The 16,336-nt window shown below is 59.9% G+C and carries 15 protein-coding genes and 1 tRNA gene; 14 read left to right on the plus strand and 2 right to left on the minus strand.

Going from position 1 to position 16,336, the window contains the following annotated elements:
- Window positions 1-13 precede the first annotated feature (13 nt).
- Together ychF and AC3IX1_RS23845 are read left to right on the plus strand one after the other, a co-directional pair.
- Window positions 14-1,114, plus strand: coding sequence for a redox-regulated ATPase YchF (ychF, locus tag AC3IX1_RS23840; protein WP_150728018.1), 1,101 nt, complete (start codon window positions 14-16; stop codon window positions 1,112-1,114).
- A 149-nt stretch (window positions 1,115-1,263) separates the two neighbouring features.
- On the plus strand, window positions 1,264-2,277 hold the full coding sequence (locus AC3IX1_RS23845) for a 1-aminocyclopropane-1-carboxylate deaminase (RefSeq protein ID WP_489386043.1): 1,014 nt from the start codon (window positions 1,264-1,266) through the stop codon (window positions 2,275-2,277).
- An 82-nt stretch (window positions 2,278-2,359) separates the two neighbouring features.
- Here AC3IX1_RS23845 and AC3IX1_RS23850 read toward each other — a convergent pair whose 3' ends face one another.
- Window positions 2,360-3,577: an MFS transporter gene (locus AC3IX1_RS23850; RefSeq protein WP_489386044.1), complete on the minus strand. Its 1,218-nt coding sequence runs from the start codon at window positions 3,575-3,577 to the stop codon at window positions 2,360-2,362.
- 334 nt (window positions 3,578-3,911) lie between these two features.
- Here AC3IX1_RS23850 and AC3IX1_RS23855 point away from each other — a divergent pair, with 334 nt between their 5' ends.
- The gene (locus AC3IX1_RS23855; RefSeq protein WP_489386045.1) at window positions 3,912-5,969 is read left to right on the plus strand and encodes a methyl-accepting chemotaxis protein; all 2,058 of its coding nucleotides are present in this window, start codon (window positions 3,912-3,914) and stop codon (window positions 5,967-5,969) included.
- Window positions 5,970-5,984: 15 nt separating this feature from the next.
- Here the strand turns inward: AC3IX1_RS23855 and AC3IX1_RS23860 are convergent, their stop codons facing one another.
- A complete protein-coding gene (locus AC3IX1_RS23860) occupies window positions 5,985-6,890 on the minus strand; it encodes a LysR substrate-binding domain-containing protein (protein WP_489386046.1) in 906 nt (301 codons plus the stop codon).
- Between the two features lie 226 nt (window positions 6,891-7,116).
- Between AC3IX1_RS23860 and AC3IX1_RS23865 the strand changes: the two genes are divergently transcribed.
- The 11 genes from AC3IX1_RS23865 to AC3IX1_RS23915 all read left to right on the plus strand — a co-directional run bounded on the left by AC3IX1_RS23865 (window position 7,117) and on the right by AC3IX1_RS23915 (window position 16,211).
- Window positions 7,117-8,235 carry an ABC transporter ATP-binding protein gene (locus tag AC3IX1_RS23865; RefSeq protein WP_489386047.1) on the plus strand — a complete coding sequence of 373 codons (1,119 nt, stop codon included), beginning with the start codon at window positions 7,117-7,119 and terminating at the stop codon, window positions 8,233-8,235.
- Window positions 8,236-8,250: 15 nt separating this feature from the next.
- Window positions 8,251-9,171: an ABC transporter permease gene (locus tag AC3IX1_RS23870; protein ID WP_489386048.1), complete on the plus strand. Its 921-nt coding sequence runs from the start codon at window positions 8,251-8,253 to the stop codon at window positions 9,169-9,171.
- Window positions 9,171-9,977: an ABC transporter permease gene (locus AC3IX1_RS23875; protein ID WP_178120847.1), complete on the plus strand. Its 807-nt coding sequence runs from the start codon at window positions 9,171-9,173 to the stop codon at window positions 9,975-9,977. Before AC3IX1_RS23870 ends, AC3IX1_RS23875 begins: the two co-directional genes overlap by 1 nt.
- A gap of 27 nt (window positions 9,978-10,004) precedes the next feature.
- Window positions 10,005-11,051 carry an ABC transporter substrate-binding protein gene (locus AC3IX1_RS23880; RefSeq protein ID WP_489386049.1) on the plus strand — a complete coding sequence of 349 codons (1,047 nt, stop codon included), beginning with the start codon at window positions 10,005-10,007 and terminating at the stop codon, window positions 11,049-11,051.
- Between the two features lie 60 nt (window positions 11,052-11,111).
- Window positions 11,112-12,584 (plus strand): amidase, encoded by a 1,473-nt coding sequence (locus AC3IX1_RS23885; RefSeq protein WP_489386050.1) that lies wholly within the window; start codon window positions 11,112-11,114, stop codon window positions 12,582-12,584.
- Window positions 12,585-12,664: 80 nt separating this feature from the next.
- A tRNA-Met gene (locus AC3IX1_RS23890) sits at window positions 12,665-12,741 on the plus strand.
- Window positions 12,742-12,909: 168 nt separating this feature from the next.
- Window positions 12,910-14,148 carry a tyrosine-type recombinase/integrase gene (locus AC3IX1_RS23895; protein ID WP_489386051.1) on the plus strand — a complete coding sequence of 413 codons (1,239 nt, stop codon included), beginning with the start codon at window positions 12,910-12,912 and terminating at the stop codon, window positions 14,146-14,148.
- Between the two features lie 178 nt (window positions 14,149-14,326).
- Entirely contained in the window at window positions 14,327-15,055 is a 729-nt protein-coding gene (locus tag AC3IX1_RS23900) for a hypothetical protein (RefSeq protein WP_489386052.1), read from the plus strand.
- A 118-nt stretch (window positions 15,056-15,173) separates the two neighbouring features.
- Window positions 15,174-15,440 (plus strand): helix-turn-helix transcriptional regulator, encoded by a 267-nt coding sequence (locus AC3IX1_RS23905; protein WP_489386053.1) that lies wholly within the window; start codon window positions 15,174-15,176, stop codon window positions 15,438-15,440.
- Window position 15,441: 1 nt separating this feature from the next.
- Window positions 15,442-15,741 (plus strand): helix-turn-helix domain-containing protein, encoded by a 300-nt coding sequence (locus AC3IX1_RS23910; protein ID WP_489386054.1) that lies wholly within the window; start codon window positions 15,442-15,444, stop codon window positions 15,739-15,741.
- Complete coding sequence (locus tag AC3IX1_RS23915) at window positions 15,738-16,211, plus strand: Rha family transcriptional regulator (RefSeq protein ID WP_489386055.1); 474 nt, start codon at window positions 15,738-15,740, stop codon at window positions 16,209-16,211. The genes AC3IX1_RS23910 and AC3IX1_RS23915 overlap by 4 nt, the downstream gene beginning before the upstream one ends.
- Window positions 16,212-16,336: the final 125 nt, after the last annotated feature.

A 16,336-nucleotide genomic window follows, 5' to 3' on the forward strand; every position in this document is an offset into this window, starting at 1 on the left:
TCGGGGAAACACCATGGGATTCAATTGCGGCATCGTCGGCCTGCCTAACGTCGGCAAGTCCACCCTGTTCAACGCCCTGACCAAGTCCGGGATCGCGGCCGAGAACTTCCCCTTCTGCACCATCGAGCCGAACAGCGGTATCGTGCCGATGCCGGATCCGCGCCTGGATGCCCTGGCGGCCATCGTCAATCCAAAGCGCATCCTGCCGACCACCATGGAGTTCGTCGACATCGCCGGCCTGGTTGCCGGTGCGTCGAAAGGTGAAGGCCTGGGTAACAAGTTTTTGGCCAACATCCGTGAAACCGATGCCATCGCCCACGTGGTCCGCTGCTTCGAAGACGAGAACGTGATTCACGTCTCCAACAGCGTCGACCCGAAACGCGACATCGAAATCATCGAGCTGGAACTGATCTTCGCCGACCTCGATAGCTGCGAGAAGCAACTGCAGAAAGTCGCGCGCAACGCCAAGGGCGGTGACAAGGACGCAGTGGTCCAGAAAGGCCTGCTGGAACAACTGATCGCCCACTTCACCGAAGGCAAGCCAGCGCGCAGCCTGATGAAGAACATGGGGGCCGACGAAAAAGCGGTGATCAAAGGCTTCCATTTGCTGACCACCAAACCGGTCATGTACATCGCTAACGTCGCTGAAGACGGTTTCGAGAACAACCCGCACCTGGATGTTGTTCGCGCCATCGCCGAAGAAGAAGGCGCCGTGGTTGTACCGGTGTGCAACAAGATCGAAGCGGAAATCGCCGAGCTTGATGACGGCGAAGAGAAGGACATGTTCCTCGAAGCCCTCGGCCTCGAAGAGCCTGGCCTGAACCGCGTGATCCGCGCCGGCTACGAAATGCTGCACCTGCAGACCTACTTCACCGCCGGTGTCGAAGAAGTCCGCGCCTGGACCGTGCGCGTCGGTGCCACCGCACCACAAGCCGCTGGCGTGATCCACACCGACTTCGAAAAAGGCTTCATCCGTGCCGAAGTGATCGCCTACAACGACTTCATCCAGTACAAGGGTGAAGCCGGCACCAAGGAAGCCGGTAAATGGCGCCTGGAAGGCAAGGACTACATCGTCAAAGACGGCGACGTGATGCACTTCCGCTTCAACGTGTGACGGTGACCGTGGATTTACACGGAACTCGATAGACTGAAAATCCCCGTAATCACTCGCTGATACGGGGATTTTTTGCGCCTTGGGATCCCCCCCTCTCACATGTGCTCTGCTAGACTAAAAACGGCTCATCCGTGATCTGGAGAACCGTCATGCTGGAGCAATTTGAACGCTATCCACTCATGTTCGGCCCTACGCCGATTGAGAAACTGAATCGCCTATCGGCGTGTCTCGGGGGCAATATCGAGCTCTATGCCAAACGAGAGGATTGCAACTCCGGGCTTGCGTTTGGCGGTAACAAGATCCGAAAGCTGGAATACATCATTCCCGATGCCATTGCCTCGCAGGCAGATACGCTGGTGTCCATTGGTGGCGTCCAGTCAAACCACACGCGCCAGGTTGCGGCTGTCGCTGCCAAACTCGGCATGAAGTGCCATCTCGTTCAAGAAAGCTGGGTTCCATTCCAGGATGCGGTCTATGACCGGGTCGGGAATATCCTGATGAGCCGTGTGCTGGGAGCGGAGATTGAATTCGTCGACGAAGGTTTCGATATCGGCATCCGCGAGAGCTGGGAGCGTGCGCTAGAAGACGTCAAAGCGAAAGGAGGCAAGCCGTATGCCATTCCTGCCGGCGCTTCCATGCACAAATATGGAGGTCTCGGCTATGTCGGCTTCGCTGAAGAAGTACGCGAACAAGAGACCAGGATGGGGTTCAAGTTTGATTACATAATCGTCTGCACTGTGACCGGCTCCACGCATGCAGGCATGTTAGTGGGATTCGCCAAAGATGGTCGTGCTCGCAATGTGATTGGTATCGACGCCTCCGCCACACCCGACCAAACCAGGGCACAAGTGTTGACCATCGCTCAGCATACGGCCAGGCTTATTGGGCTTGGCCAGGAAATCACAGCTGATGATGTTGTCCTTAAAGAAGAATATGCCTATCCGGCCTATGGCATTCCATCAGAAGAAACCAATGCAGCCATTCGGTTGTGCGCTCGCATGGAAGGCATGATGACGGATCCGGTCTATGAGGGGAAATCCATGCAGGGCCTCATTGATCTCGTCCGTCAGGGTTTTTTCCCGGATGGGTCGAAGGTGCTTTATGCACATCTCGGTGGTGTACCGGCGATTAACGCCTACAGCTATATCTATCGAAACGGCTGAGTTTCCAGAGGGTCCTGAAACAGGTGTAAACCTTATTCAAGACTGGACATGACAGAATTATTGGCCACCGATTGGTGTGGGTTCAGGCCTTTTTGGTTCTTGGCAGGAAGATCGCCAACACCCCAAGCAACGGCAAGAACGAACACAGGAAGTACACGTACTCGATGCCGTGTATGTCCGCCAGATGCCCGAGCAACGCCGCGCCAATCCCGCCGAAGCCGAACATCAGACCGAAGAACACCCCGGCGATCATCCCGACATTGCCCGGCACCAGTTCCTGGGCGTACACCACGATGGCCGAGAACGCCGAGGCGAGGATGAAACCGATGACCACGCTGAGGATGCTGGTCCAGAACAGGTCGACATGGGGCAGCAGCAAGGTGAAGGGTGCGACGCCGAGGATCGAGAACCAGATCACCGCCTTGCGTCCGATCTTGTCGCCGATCGGCCCGCCGAAGAATGTCCCCGCCGCGACCGCGCCGAGAAACAGGAACAGGTGCAGCTGCGAACTGGCCACCGACAGGTCGAACTTCTCGATCAGGTAGAAGGTGAAGTAGCTGGTGAGGCTCGACATGTAGAAATACTTGGAGAACACCAGCAATCCGAGCACCACCAGCGCACTCGTGACTCGGCCCTTGGACAGGCCGTGAGTCGCCGCCTGGCCTTGCTTGAGCTTGAACAGGTTCAAGTGGTTGGCGTACCAGCGGCTGATCCGGTAAAGCACGAACAGCGCAAACACCGCGAACAGGCCGAACCAGGCCACGTGCCCTTGACCGTAGGGAATGATGATCGCCGCCGCCAGCAACGGGCCGAATGCCGAGCCTGCGTTACCCCCGACCTGGAAGGTCGATTGCGCCAATCCGAAGCGCCCGCCCGAAGCCAGGCGCGCCACGCGGGACGCTTCCGGGTGGAAGGTTGAAGACCCGATGCCGATCAAGCCCGCCGCCAGCAGAATCAACGGGAAGCTGCCGACCATCGACATCATCAGAATCCCGACCAGGGTGCAGACCGTCCCCGCCGGCAACAACCACGGCTTGGGATGGCGGTCGGTGTAGTAACCGACCCACGGCTGCAGCAGCGAGGCCGTCAACTGGAACGTCAGGGTGATCAGGCCGACCTGGGTGAAAGTCAGGCCATAGTTGGCCTTGAGCATCGGATAGATCGACGGCAGCACCGACTGGATCAGGTCGTTGATCAAGTGCGCCAGCGCTACGGCGCCGATGATGCGCATCACCAGGGGACTGCTTTGGGGCGTAGCGGACGCCGGCACTGAGCCGGACTGGGCGTTGCTGATAGCCATGGGAATTTCCAGACAACAAGAGGTACAAACGTGCAGGTGCGTCAATGTGCCATTTTTCAGTGCGGCAACGCCATCCCCTTAGCCTGCTAACGACTTCGATTTTTCATCGCTACATCCTTGATGGCGCAAAGCCATGGTCTGAATCTTGCCTTCCTTGTCTGCTTGAACGCGGCTTCCTTACAAAGGAGACCGACAATGGGAAGTTTCGCTACAGAGTCGGCCTACAGAGCGGACAAGGGTGAACTTTCGAGGCCTTTTTAGAGGGCACGAGTCGGGGGTGCGACAACCTCCGACGCACGCCAAGAGTGCGTGGTGTCCAGAGGAGTCTTGGGGCATGCAGGCTTTTTTATCACCGGGGATCGTGCTGCTGGGGCGTTTTGGCTTCGCACGTAAATTCCAGCTGTTGTTTCTGCTGTTTATCCTGCCGCTGGCCGGCAGCCTGTGGATGATCGGCCAGGACTATCGCGACAAACTCAGCCTGATCTCGGGCGAACGCGCCGGGGTGCGGCAACTGCTTGCGCTTGATGCGCTGGATGACCTGCTCGCCGCCCAGCGTGATCGCGCCGCCCGGTGGCGCGCCACGGAAACCAATCGCCAGCCAACGCCGGCCACCCTCGCCGCGATGGCCGCCTTCGATGCGGTTCAACCCGCCGTCAGCCAGGCCACCGCCGAGTTGGGCAATGCCCTGCAAAAAGAAAACACCGAGGGCGAAACCCTGTCGCGTTACCAGGCCCTGCAAACCGCCCTCGATGGCCTCGACTCAAAAAGCCTGAGCAATGTCGGCTGGTGGCCGGATGGCTATGATCGCTTCACCAACGCCTTGAGCGCCCTGCAAGCCTTGCGCGAGCAGATCGCCATGGACAATCGCCTGACGCTGGCACCGTGGCTGGAAACCTACTTGCTGACGCAGATCTCCACCCAGCATGCGCCGGACCTGATCGAACGGGTCGGTCGTCTGGCGGCGGTGGGCCAGGCCTCGGTGGTGTCCGGGCAGTTCACCCTGCAAAGCCGCCTGCAACTGCGCGACCTGCGCAGCCGCATCGGCGATGCGCGAGAGCAGCTGGTGAAAACCGCAGGCCTGCTCGAAGCGCGCTTGCCCAGCGCCCTGCAAACCTGGGCCGGGCAATACCATGACAGCCTCAAGCACCTCGATGCGGGCCTGAAGGTATTGGATGACGGCGTTTTCGGCGGCAGCATCAACCTCAAGCCGCAGGACTTCGAACGCAGTCTCGATGCCCTGCTCTCCGACCTCGCCTCGTTGCGCCAGCAGTCACTGGTGTCGCTGGATCAACGCCTGGACTACTACCACGACTCGGCGATCCGCCAGTTCATTGTGGTGGCCGCCGTGTTGGGCTGCCTGCTGCTGGCCGCGCTGTATCTGTTCATCTGTTTGCAGGCCTCGATCCGCCGCAGCGCCAGCGGCATCACGGTGCTGGCCGAGGCCTTGCGCGATGGCAATCTGAGCCTGCAAGTGCCGGTTCAGGGCCGGGACGAACTGGCAGTCATCAGCACCGCGCTGAACGTCGCTGTGGTGCAACTGCGCACCAGCCTGCAAGGGGTGGATCACGAAACCCTGCAACTGAGCAACGCAGTGCAAACCCTCAATCATCATTCCAGCGACGCCCTGGGCGAAGTCGAAGCCCAGCAGTTGCAGATCAGCCAGATTGCCGCTGCGGCGACGCAACTGGCCGCCACCTCACAAGGGGTGGCCCACAGTTGCGAACAGGCGTCCGGCAGCGCCCAGCACACCCGGCGCATTGCCACCGACAGCAGCCGTGACAGCCAGCGCACCACCGCGAGCATCCAGCAGCTTAATCAACGCCTGAACGAGACCGCTGCGGCGCTGGGCCGGGTCAGCGAGCAGGGACAACAGATTCAACTGGTGGTCGACACCATTCGCGGCGTCGCCGAGCAGACCAACCTGCTGGCCTTGAACGCCGCCATTGAAGCTGCACGCGCCGGCGAACAGGGTCGCGGTTTTGCGGTGGTGGCCGATGAAGTGCGCAGCCTGTCGCAACGCACGCAGTCGTCGACCGCACAGATTGCCGGTACGGTCGACAGCCTGCGCAACACGGTGAATGAGGCCGTCAGCCTGATGCAAGCCGCGTGCAGTCAGGCAGAGTCCGATGCACAAGCGGTCACCGGCCTCGGTGAACGACTCGGGGAAATCGCCAGCGCGGTGCAAAACGTCACCGATACCCTGGCGCAAATCGCCACGGCGGTGGAGGAACAGGCCAGTACCGCCGATGAGGTCAGCAGCAATATCCAGCAGGTCGATCAAGCGGCGGTGCGTTTGCTCGAAGGCGCCCGCGCCGTGAACCAGGCAGCGGACACCTTGAGCCACGGCAGCAAAGCCTTGAGCGACAACACCGGGCGCTTCCGCTTGAGCTGAACCCGCCAGGACTCCTCAGGCGCGGATCACCGCCTCCGGGAAGTCCTGCTCCAGCTCGGTCTTGAGCCAGTCGATAAACCACGCCACGTCCGCCGAGAGCTCGGCGGACGGCGTGAGTACCCGATAGCTTTCCAGCTTCACCTGCGCGTCCACCACCCGCACCAGCTTGCCGGTATGCAGTTCTTCGCGCACCAGCACTTCGTTGGCCAGCGCGATGCCCTGCCCGCTTTCGGCCACCGACAATGCGTGGTCATTGTTGACGTAGAGCATGTCCGAATTGAGGTGGATGTCGAGGTCGTTGGCGGCGAACCACAGGTTCCACCACTCGCCGTCATCGACGTGGATCAGGTTGTGTTTGACCAGGTCCGCGGGGCTGTCGATGGGCTCGACGCTGGCCAGATAATCGGGGGAGCAGATCGGAAACACCCGAGGACAAATCAGGCTGGTGCGCGAGTGGGCATATTGGCCGTCCACCCCGTAGACGATGCCCAGGTCAGCGCTTTTGCCATCCACTTCGTTAAAGGTCGAGTTGGGTTCGATGGCGAATTTCAAGCCCGGGCGCAGATGACGCATGGCCTCGATGCGCGGCATCAGCCAGCGCTTGGCGAACCCCGGCACCACCATGATGCGCAACCAGCGCTCGGCGTGCTTGGGCTGCGCCTCTTTTCCGGCTTCGATGATCAGTTGCAAGGCGGCGGTGATCTTGCGGTGGTACTTCTCCCCCGCCACCGTCAGATTGACCCCGCGAGAGGTGCGCTCGAACAATTGGATGCCCAGCCAGTCTTCCAGCAATTTCACGTGACGGCCGATGGCCGGCTGGGTCACGTGCAGGGCCTTGGAGGCTTCGACATAGCTGCCCAACCGGGCCGCGGCATCAAAGGCACGTACCGCGTTGAGTGGCGGCAAACGGTGGTCAGGCATGGTTTCCGGGCGCCTTCTGCTGTTAAATTTTTTAACAACCCCTATGTTAAAATTGAAGTTTCGCCCCCGCAACCCCTCGCTGATAATCGATCCACAGCAGAACAAAAAAACAGCTGGCTACAACACCCGAACGCAATCTCGATCCTGCCCAGAAAAATAATATCCATGGTCCGACGGCTCGGCTTTCTACAGCACTCGCGGACGATGGGGGAATCGGAGGTAACGCATGAATGCCCTGCATTCGCTGCAAACGCTGGCGGTGTCCATCCGCTCAGTGCGCAAAGTCTACGGTGATCCAAAAACTGGCCCGGTGGCGCTGAAAAGCATCGACCTGGACATTCGCGACAACGAGTTCTTCACCCTTCTCGGCCCTTCGGGCTGCGGCAAAACCACCCTTCTGCGGATGATCGCCGGGTTCGAATTCCCTACCGAAGGCGAGATTCTGCTCTACGGCGAAAACATCGCCGACCGCCCGCCCTTCCAGCGTCCGGTCAACACGGTGTTCCAGCATTACGCGCTGTTCCCGCACATGACCATCGCCGAGAACCTGGCCTTCGGCCTTGAGTCCCACCCGATGGGCAAAGTCCTGAACAAAACGCAAATGGCCGAACGGGTGCGCGAGATGCTCGCCCTGGTGCAGATGGAACGCTTTGCCAACCGCAAGCCGGCGCAACTGTCCGGCGGTCAGCAACAGCGTGTCGCCCTGGCTCGTGCATTGGCGCCGCACCCCAAAGTCCTGCTGCTCGACGAACCGCTCTCGGCGCTGGACCTCAAGCTGCGCCAGGCCATGCGCGAAGAGCTGAAAACCATTCAGGCGCGAACCGGCATCACCTTCATCTTCGTCACCCACGACCAGGAAGAAGCGCTGACCATGTCCGACCGCATCGCCGTGTTGTCCGAAGGCGAAGTGCAGCAGGTCGGTCGCCCGGAAGACATCTACGAACGCCCGCGCAATCGTTTTGTCGCGGACTTCATCGGTGAAACCAACTTCATCGAAGGCACGGTTACCCGCATCGAAGACGGCCTGGCCTGGTTCGCCGGCCCGGCCGGTCATCCATTGCCTGCACAGCCGTGCAGCGATGTTCGAGTCGGGGCCAACGTCGCACTGTCCGTGCGCCCCGAGCGTTTGCACCTTGTGCCAGCCACCACTGAGAACGCTCTGCCGTGCCGGATCGAAGCGCAGATCTACCTCGGCACCGACCTGCAATACCAGGTCAGCCTGAGTGACGGTTCGCGCCTTACCGTGCGCACGCCCAACTGTGTCGACCAGAGCCGGCGCTTCATGGTTGGCAGCCAGGCCGGTCTGTTGTTCGACCAGGGCAGCGCCAGCGTCCTGCACGATTGAGCACGAGGAGTTGCCATGCACGCTTTACCGATTGCCAACACGCTGGAACGTCGGCGGGCCTTCCGGAGCTTTCTCGGTGTCAGCCCGGCGCTGATCGCCATCGGCCTGTTTCTGATCGTGCCGATCCTGATCGTCATCGGTTACTCGCTGATGGAGGCCAACCCCTATGGCGGGGTGAACAAAGTATTCAGCAGTGACGCCTACACCTCACTGCTGTTCGAGCGGCAACTGGATGACAGCCTGGCCTTCGCCGACTCCTACCTGATCATCGCCCTGCGCTCCATCGGCATCGCCGGGCTGACTACCCTCATCACTTTGCTGATCGGTTTTCCGGTGGCGGTGTGGCTGGCCATGCAACCGGCCCATCGCCGTGGCTTGCTGATCTTCCTTATCACCGTGCCGTTCTGGGCCAACCTGCTGATCCGCACCTATGCCTGGATTCTGCTGCTGCGTAACACCGGGGTGATCAACAACAGCCTGATGGGCCTCGGGGTCATCGACCAGCCGTTGCAACTGCTCTACACCGACGGTGCGGTGCTGCTGGGGCTGGTCTACACCTACGCGCCCTTCGTCGTGCTGCCGATCTACGCCACCCTGGAAAAAATGGACATCCGCCTGCTCGAGGCCGCTCAGGACCTCTACGCCGGGCGTGTGCGCACCTTGCGCAAAGTGGTTTTACCGATTGCCAAACCGGGCATTCTCGCTGGCGCCATCCTCACCTTCGTGCCTTGCCTGGGCGCGATGATCGCCCCGGAACTGCTCGGCGGCGGCACGCGGATGATGCTCGGCAACCTGATCTTCCGGCAGTTCAGCGATGCGCGTAACTGGCCCTTCGGTGCGGCCCTGTCGCTGGTGCTGATGGCGGCGGTGATGTTGGTACTGACGGTCTATGCCTTGCGTGCCGAGCGCCAGCGCATCGCCAAAGGAGGTGCGTGATGATCGGCCTGTTCAAACGCAATACGCTGGGCGTGCAGGACTTCCCCGGCTTCGGCGGATTCAGTTTCCTGTTCTACCTGTACCTCTACGCACCGATCGTGGTGCTGGTGGTGTTCTCGTTCAACGCCAACCAGTCGGCCACGGTGTGGACCGGTTTCAGCCTCGACTGGTATCGCGCGGCCTTTGCCAACCAGGCGTTGCGCCAGGCGGCCGGCAACAGCCTGTTGATCGCGGTCTGCGCGAGCATGGTCGCCACGGCCATCGCCACCCTCGCCGCCCTCGGCACTTCACGGGGTGCGAAGTTCAAGGGCCTGCAACTGTCCATGGGCGCGATCATGCTGCCTCTGGTGCTGCCGGAAATCGTGGTCGGCGTTGCCACCCTGGCGCTGTTCTCCACCATCGGTCTTTCCCTGGGCTACGGCAACCTGATCATCGCGCATACGGTGTTCTGTATTCCGTTTGCCTTTCTGCCGATACGGGCACGCCTGAACGACATGGACCTGTCCCTGGAACAAGCCTCGGCCGACCTGTATGCCGGCCCGTGGCGGACCTTCCGCAAGGTCACCCTGCCACTGTTGATGCCGGGAATTTTCTCCGGGCTGATGCTGGCCTTCATCGTCTCGCTGGATAACTTCGTGATCTCGATGATGGTCTCCCAGGCCGGCACCACCACCTTGCCAATCTTCATCTTCGGCCTGTTGCGCATGGGCGTGACACCGGACGTCAACGCCGTCTCGACCCTGATCCTGGGCGTCTCGGTGCTGTTCGTCACGCTCTCTTATCTGCTGGGCAAAAAGAAAACCTGATCCTTCTACGTACTGTGGGGAAATAGCATGAGCAAGTTGATTGCAAGCATCGGCACTTCGTTGTTCCTGACTTTACCGCTGACCATGGCCGGCAGCGTTCAGGCCGCGGAAAAACTCAACGTGGTGAGCTGGAGCGGCTACTTTTCGCCGGAGATTCTCGCCAAATTCCAGAAGCAGACCGGCATCGAAGTCACCGTCGACTCCTACGATTCCAACGAAACCCTGCTGGCCAAATTGAAACAGGGCGGCGCCGGTTATGACGTGGCGATCCCGTCGCACCAGTTCGTGCCGATCCTGATCAAGGAAAAGCTGCTGGAGCGCTTTGACCCGGTCAACCAGCCCTACTACGCCAGCGTCGTCGACAACCTGAAAAAACCCACCTGGGACCCGGAAGGTGCCTATTCCGTGCCGTTCATCTGGGGCACCACCAGCGTGGTGCTCGACACCGAGCGCTACAAGGGCCCTGCCGACAGCCTCAAGGTGCTTTACGAGCCACCGGCCGAGCTGCAAGGGCGAATCAACATGTTCGACTCGGTCAGCGAAGTCATCGACACGGCCAGCCTGTATCTGAACATCCCGCTGTGCAGTGAAGACCCGAAGCAGATGCAGCAGATTCTGACCCTGCTCAAGGCGCAGAAACCGTTCGTCAAAACCTACAGCTCCAAGGCCGGCTCGATCCGCGAAAACCTCGCCTCGGGTGAAATCGACATGTCGACCTTCTGGGGCGGCTCGTCGATGCGCGCCCGGGAAATGAAACCGAGCCTGAAATACCTGTACCCGAAAGAAGGCGTGCTGGCCTGGGTCGACAACATGGTCATCCCGACCGGCAGCAAGAACCCGGCGAACGCCAAGGCGTTCATCGCGTTCCTCAGCCAGCCTGAAAACTCGGCGATGACCCAGAATTTTCTCAAGCACCAGAGCCCGATCAAAGGTGTGGAACCGTTTCTCGACGCGGGCTTGAAGGACGCGCCGGAGTTGCACATTCCCGAGGGCACTCAAGTGGTGTTCAGCAAGACTTGCGGCGAAGGCGCGATCCGCCTGGCCGACCGTCTCTGGACCAACCTGATGCGTTGATTTCTACCGCCCCGACGCAATGGCGGGGCGTTTTTCCAGCCGTCTGAAAGGCCGCTTGCAATGAACTCTAATAACATCAGCGAACTGGTCCTGTTGCAGGCCCACGAGCTCGCCGAACGCATCCGCCTGCGCCAGGTTTCCTGCCGGGAAGTGATGCAGACTTATCTTGCCCATATCGAACGCTTCAACCCGCAGGTCAATGCGCTGGTGAGCCTGCAAGCGCCAGAAGACCTGCTGGCCCAGGCCGATATCCGCGACGCCGAACTGGCTCGTGGTCAATACAAGGGCTGGATGCACGGTCTGCCCCACGCCATCAAGGACTTGTCCCTGACCCGGGGCATCCGCACCACCCTGGGCTCGCCGCTGTACAAGGACTTCATCCCCGAGCGCGACGGCATCATGGTCGAGCGGATCAAGGCCGCTGGCGCGATCATCATCGGCAAGAGCAACACCCCGGAATTCGGCCTCGGCTCGCAAAGCTATAACCCGCTGTTCGGCGCGACCGGTTGCGCCTACGACCCGAGCAAGACCGCTGGCGGCAGCAGCGGCGGTGCGGCGGCGGCACTGGCGATGCACCTGGTGCCGGTGGCCGATGGCAGCGACATGATGGGTTCGCTGCGCAACCCGGCAGCGTTCAACAACATCTTCGGCTTCCGCCCGTCCCAGGGCCGCGTGCCCTTCGATGACAGTGCCGACTTGTTTATCGACCAACTCGGCTACGAAGGCCCCATGGCCCGCAGCGTGCGCGATGCAGCGTTGCTGCTGTCGGTGCAGGCCGGGGCCGATGCGCGGGCGCCACTGTCCATTGCCGAGCCTGGTAGCGCTTTTGCGGCACCGCTGGATCGAGACTTCAAAGGCACGCGTCTGGGCTGGTTCGGCGACTTCAACGGCTATCTGCCGATGGAGCAAGGCATCCTCTCGCTGTGCGAGAAGGCCTTTACCGACTTCGAAAGCCTGGGTTGCCACATCGAGCCGGTTCAGTCCGAATTCGCGCCAGAGAAGCTGTGGAGCAGTTGGCGGACATTGCGTCACTGGATGGTCGCCGGCTCGTTGGGCGCGACCTATGCCGACCCACAAAAACGTGCGCTGTTGAAACCGGAAGCCTGCTGGGAAGTGGAGAACGGCCTGAAACTCTCGGCCAGCGACGTGTTCGCCGCCTCGGTGACGCGCAGCGACTGGTATCGGGCGATCTCCAGGCTATTCGAAAAATACGACTACCTGCTGCTGCCCAGCGCCCAGGTGTTCCCGTTCGATAAAACCCAACCGTGGCCCACCGCCATCGAAGGCGTGACCATGGACACCTATCACCGCTGGATGGAGGTGGTGATTCCCGGCACTTTGTCCGGCTGCCCGGTGGCCAACGTACAGGTCGGCTTCAACGCCAGCGGCCTGCCCATGGGCCTGCAAATCATCGGCAGACACCAGGCCGACTTCGCTGTCCTGCAACTGGCGCACGCGTACGAACAGGCCAGCCGCTGGTTCCAGCGCTGCCCTTCACCCCTGCTCGGAGGATCGATTTTGCTAAAGAGTTGATAAACGGTTGAAAGCGCAGAGAAATATTTTAGATTTATGCTTGACGCATCCCCGTTACCGGTGAATAATGCGCGCCACTTGGCTACATAGCTCAGTTGGTTAGAGCATAGCATTCATAATGCTGGGGTCCGGGGTTCAAGTCCCTGTGTAGCCACCAAGTACCTGTTTCTAGATGTCTACAGCAGTCTCGAAACAACCTCAAGAAGCCCGCCTCGTGCGGGCTTTCTTGTTTCTGGCTATCTCTCCTTGTCTATCCCTATATCTTCCCTTCGTGTATCCCCTCATGTACCTTGGAAAATAATTGAAACTGAGGGGTACAAGGAAAATGAAGCGTAGCGAGATAAAACGCCGCCCATTGGCCGATACCGTGCTGGCCACCCTGGAACCGGAAACCAAGGAGTACCGGGAGCTGGACGGAAACGCCCTGTATCTGCGCGTTCGCCCGGACGGAAGCAAGTCGTGGCAACTGCGCTACAAGAAGCCAGACGGCAAGTGGTCATGGCTAGGACTTGGCGGCTACGGCACTGGCGACCATCAACTATCTGGCGCACAGGCCAGGCAGAAAGCAGCCGTGTTGAGAGAGGACGCTGCTAAAGGCGGCAACCCACTCGCCACCAAGCGAGCCAGGAAGGCCGCAGAGATCGAAGCGACAAACAACACCTTTGAGCACTTGGCGCGGGAATGGTACGCCGCCAAGCGTAAAAACTGGACGGATGGCACGGCTACCCGAACCATCGGAGCGCTGGAGCTTCATGTGTTCCCGGTATTCGGTAGACGGATATACACCGAGATACTACCTATGGAGTGGATGGAGTTTCTGCGCGGCATGGAGCAAAAGGGCATCATCGAGCAGACCAGTCGAGTGCGCGCCAGGTGCCAAGAGATTTACGACCTTGCCCGCGTCACTGGCCGCGCCACTCATAACCCGCTGGAAGGGCTCCACAAGTTTCTCCAGACCAAGCCATCAGAGAACTATGCCTATGTTCCGCTGGATGAATTGCCGCCACTGTTGCGTGCCATCCGGGCATACCCCAGCGCCATAGATGTTCGGATCGGCCTATACCTGCTATCGATGCTCGCCTGTCGTCCATCGGAGTTACGCGAGGCCCGGTGGTCTGAGTTCGACCTAGACAGTGCGCTTTGGACAATCCCTGCCGAACGGATGAAGCGCCGCCGCGAACACCTGGTGCCCCTACCCTGCCAAGCCGTCGAATTGCTGTGCGGCCTGCGCAATCTCACTGGAGGTTACCCGCTGTTGTTCCCTGGCCGGAGCGACAGCACCAAGCCCCGCAGCAACACCGTGTTTCTGATGGCCCTGCGCCGTCTTGGCTATGAGGGCCGGCAGACAGGCCACGGTTTCCGCCACATCGCCTCAACGATCCTCAACGAACACGGCTTCGATGAAAACCACATCGAGGCACAGCTATCGCACGTCAAGGAAGGCGTGGCCGGGATTTACAACAAGGCGCAGTACCTGGCCCAGCGCACGACCATGATGCAATGGTATGCCGACTATCAGGACACACTGGCCAAGGGCAATGTCGTGTCGATCAAGCGGGCCTGATGCGGGCCTTCCTTTGTCGGCGTAGATAGATATAGTCTGCCAGCAACAACTGTTCGAATATCCAGTATTCGCACAGATAACGGTTTTGGCTGGCCTAGCTCGACGGAGCGAAAAGCGGACTTCCCATCCGCCTGGCCAGCCGATCTATTCAATACGGGAGCGTCTGGGAGGGCGTGGGATGTATAACCCCAAGAGCTGTAATGCGCTGGAAAAGCCTTTCTACAAGCCCATTGAAGCAGCATTGCGCTGGTGCAATCTGATTATTCATGAAGCAGCTATTTTGACCGCAGCTGGTGACGAAATAGTCCCATCCGTTCGTGCTTTTCCGCAGTGGCCATGCTTGAGGGCGAACGCGGAAAAAATAGTAGATGCCATGTACAGCGGCGACCTGCAATACGGACGAGATGGCAAAACTGTTTGCCCTGGCGAACAAGTTGCAAAGCCCCGAAGAACGGTTAGGCATACCGACCTGAAAGCATGGATGGCAAAGCATTACCCAGACCAAAAGCCCGCCTTCCTGTTCGATGAAATCGAGCGCACAACTCACGCCGCAGTCACCGTGGAGGCGTTTCAAGCACTGCAAGCAGACCGCGACACGCTCAAAGCAAGATTAGAGAAGGCAGAATCCTGGTGGGAGCAGGAAGGCAGAGTCTTGAAGGGCGAGCGTGACGAATGGCGGGCGAAATACGAGCAAGCCGAAGCCGAGGAAAAACCGTCGTATCGGCTGGCTGTTGCAGCCCTAATGGAGCTTCTGAAATCACCTGTCGAGCGGCTCAGACCGCAAGGCATGAATCAGGCCGCCATTAAGAAGGAAATACTAGGGCGATTCACCTTGCACGGCCTGAAAGACCGCAATCTGGACGAGATATTCGCCGCAGCCAACAAAGCACTAAAAGACGCAGAATAACCCACCGCAAATCACCAACGTCGCACCGCAATTGCGGTTTTCCGTACCGCAATTGCGGTGACTGCTGCCGCCTAGGCGTTCAACCTGTCTCTCGTCATCTACTGCGAGATACAGAGCTATGCACACCACCCCTGCTCACATGCAGCCAGCCGCTGCGACCATTCACCAGTTCGACCCGGCCACCGTAATCATCCGCATCAGCGAACTGTCGGCGATCACCGGCTACGCCCGCCCAACAATCTACAAGCGCCTGAAAGACGATCCGACCTTTCCTCGTCCTGTGCCACTGAGCGATAGCAAATCGCGTGGAGCACCTGTCGGCTGGATTTTGGCAGAGGCCCAAGCCTGGGTTCGCCAGCGCATCGCTCTGCGTTCGGTGGCCTGAAATGAAAAAGGCCACGATCCCCGAAGAGAAGCGCAGCCTGTCGCGGGGCAATAGTAACACCAGCATCAATGCTCAGAACGCACGGCTTGCCGGTCGTATGGAGCAGGGTTCCATTGATACGTTCACCATCATGCGTGAACTCAACATCTGCCGCCCTGGTGCGCGCATCTGCGATCTGCGGGCAGCCGGCTACAAGATCTTCACCAATCGGATAACGCTCACTGATGAATGGGGGCGCACTCACCGTGTCGTGGCCGTGTACACCCTGATCGCCAAGCCTGGCCGGAGGGTAGCAGCATGAGCGCTATCACCCTGATCCAATCCAAAGGCGAGGCCCGCGCAGATAGCCGCGTAATGGCGGAACAGTTGGGCGTTAAACCCAAGAACACGCTTGGCCTGATCGAGCGGTACCTCAGCAAGTTTGAGCGGTTCGGGGTTGTTCCGTTTCAAACGGAGAAACCCGGCGCCGGTACTGCCGGTGGTAGGCCTGAACGGTTCGCGCTGCTCAACGAGGATCAGTGCTATTTCCTGCTGTCCCTCTCACGCAACACTGATCGCGTCGTAGAGCTGAAATCGAGCCTGATTATGGCGTTCCGTGAAGCCCGATACGGGCACGCCTGCCAGACACTGCTGGCTCGTAAGGACGAGGCGAGCCAGAGCGGGCGCCGGCTGGCCCATTGGCGCTATGACAAGCCTGGCATCCACCAGCATGTAGAGCACTTGAGAGAGCAGCTGAAGTTGCCTATCGAGCTGGAGAGCGTACGCCCATGAAGACCATAACCCACCCTGCATCGCAGCTGCTCAATCTGAAACAGGGGGTTGCATCCAAGGTTGGCCGCATGTATCGCCCGCCTGTCGTCACATTGCTGGCGACCGGGCCTAGGAAGCGTTACTCG

The sequence above is a fragment of the Pseudomonas sp. KH_046_2 genome (assembly GCF_057838985.1).

Excerpts from the sequence above, each read along its gene's own strand:
- ychF (WP_150728018.1), top strand. The coding sequence starts at position 14 with ATGGGATTCAATTGCGGCATCGTCGGCCTGCCTAACGTCGGCAAGTCC.
- AC3IX1_RS23845 (WP_489386043.1), top strand. The coding sequence starts at position 1,264 with ATGCTGGAGCAATTTGAACGCTATCCACTCATGTTCGGCCCTACGCCG.
- AC3IX1_RS23850 (WP_489386044.1), bottom strand. The coding sequence starts at position 3,577 with ATGGCTATCAGCAACGCCCAGTCCGGCTCAGTGCCGGCGTCCGCTACG.
- AC3IX1_RS23855 (WP_489386045.1), top strand. The coding sequence starts at position 3,912 with ATGCAGGCTTTTTTATCACCGGGGATCGTGCTGCTGGGGCGTTTTGGC.
- AC3IX1_RS23860 (WP_489386046.1), bottom strand. The coding sequence starts at position 6,890 with ATGCCTGACCACCGTTTGCCGCCACTCAACGCGGTACGTGCCTTTGAT.
- AC3IX1_RS23865 (WP_489386047.1), top strand. The coding sequence starts at position 7,117 with ATGAATGCCCTGCATTCGCTGCAAACGCTGGCGGTGTCCATCCGCTCA.
- AC3IX1_RS23870 (WP_489386048.1), top strand. The coding sequence starts at position 8,251 with ATGCACGCTTTACCGATTGCCAACACGCTGGAACGTCGGCGGGCCTTC.
- AC3IX1_RS23875 (WP_178120847.1), top strand. The coding sequence starts at position 9,171 with ATGATCGGCCTGTTCAAACGCAATACGCTGGGCGTGCAGGACTTCCCC.
- AC3IX1_RS23880 (WP_489386049.1), top strand. The coding sequence starts at position 10,005 with ATGAGCAAGTTGATTGCAAGCATCGGCACTTCGTTGTTCCTGACTTTA.
- AC3IX1_RS23885 (WP_489386050.1), top strand. The coding sequence starts at position 11,112 with ATGAACTCTAATAACATCAGCGAACTGGTCCTGTTGCAGGCCCACGAG.
- AC3IX1_RS23895 (WP_489386051.1), top strand. The coding sequence starts at position 12,910 with ATGAAGCGTAGCGAGATAAAACGCCGCCCATTGGCCGATACCGTGCTG.
- AC3IX1_RS23900 (WP_489386052.1), top strand. The coding sequence starts at position 14,327 with ATGTATAACCCCAAGAGCTGTAATGCGCTGGAAAAGCCTTTCTACAAG.
- AC3IX1_RS23905 (WP_489386053.1), top strand. The coding sequence starts at position 15,174 with ATGCACACCACCCCTGCTCACATGCAGCCAGCCGCTGCGACCATTCAC.
- AC3IX1_RS23910 (WP_489386054.1), top strand. The coding sequence starts at position 15,442 with ATGAAAAAGGCCACGATCCCCGAAGAGAAGCGCAGCCTGTCGCGGGGC.
- AC3IX1_RS23915 (WP_489386055.1), top strand. The coding sequence starts at position 15,738 with ATGAGCGCTATCACCCTGATCCAATCCAAAGGCGAGGCCCGCGCAGAT.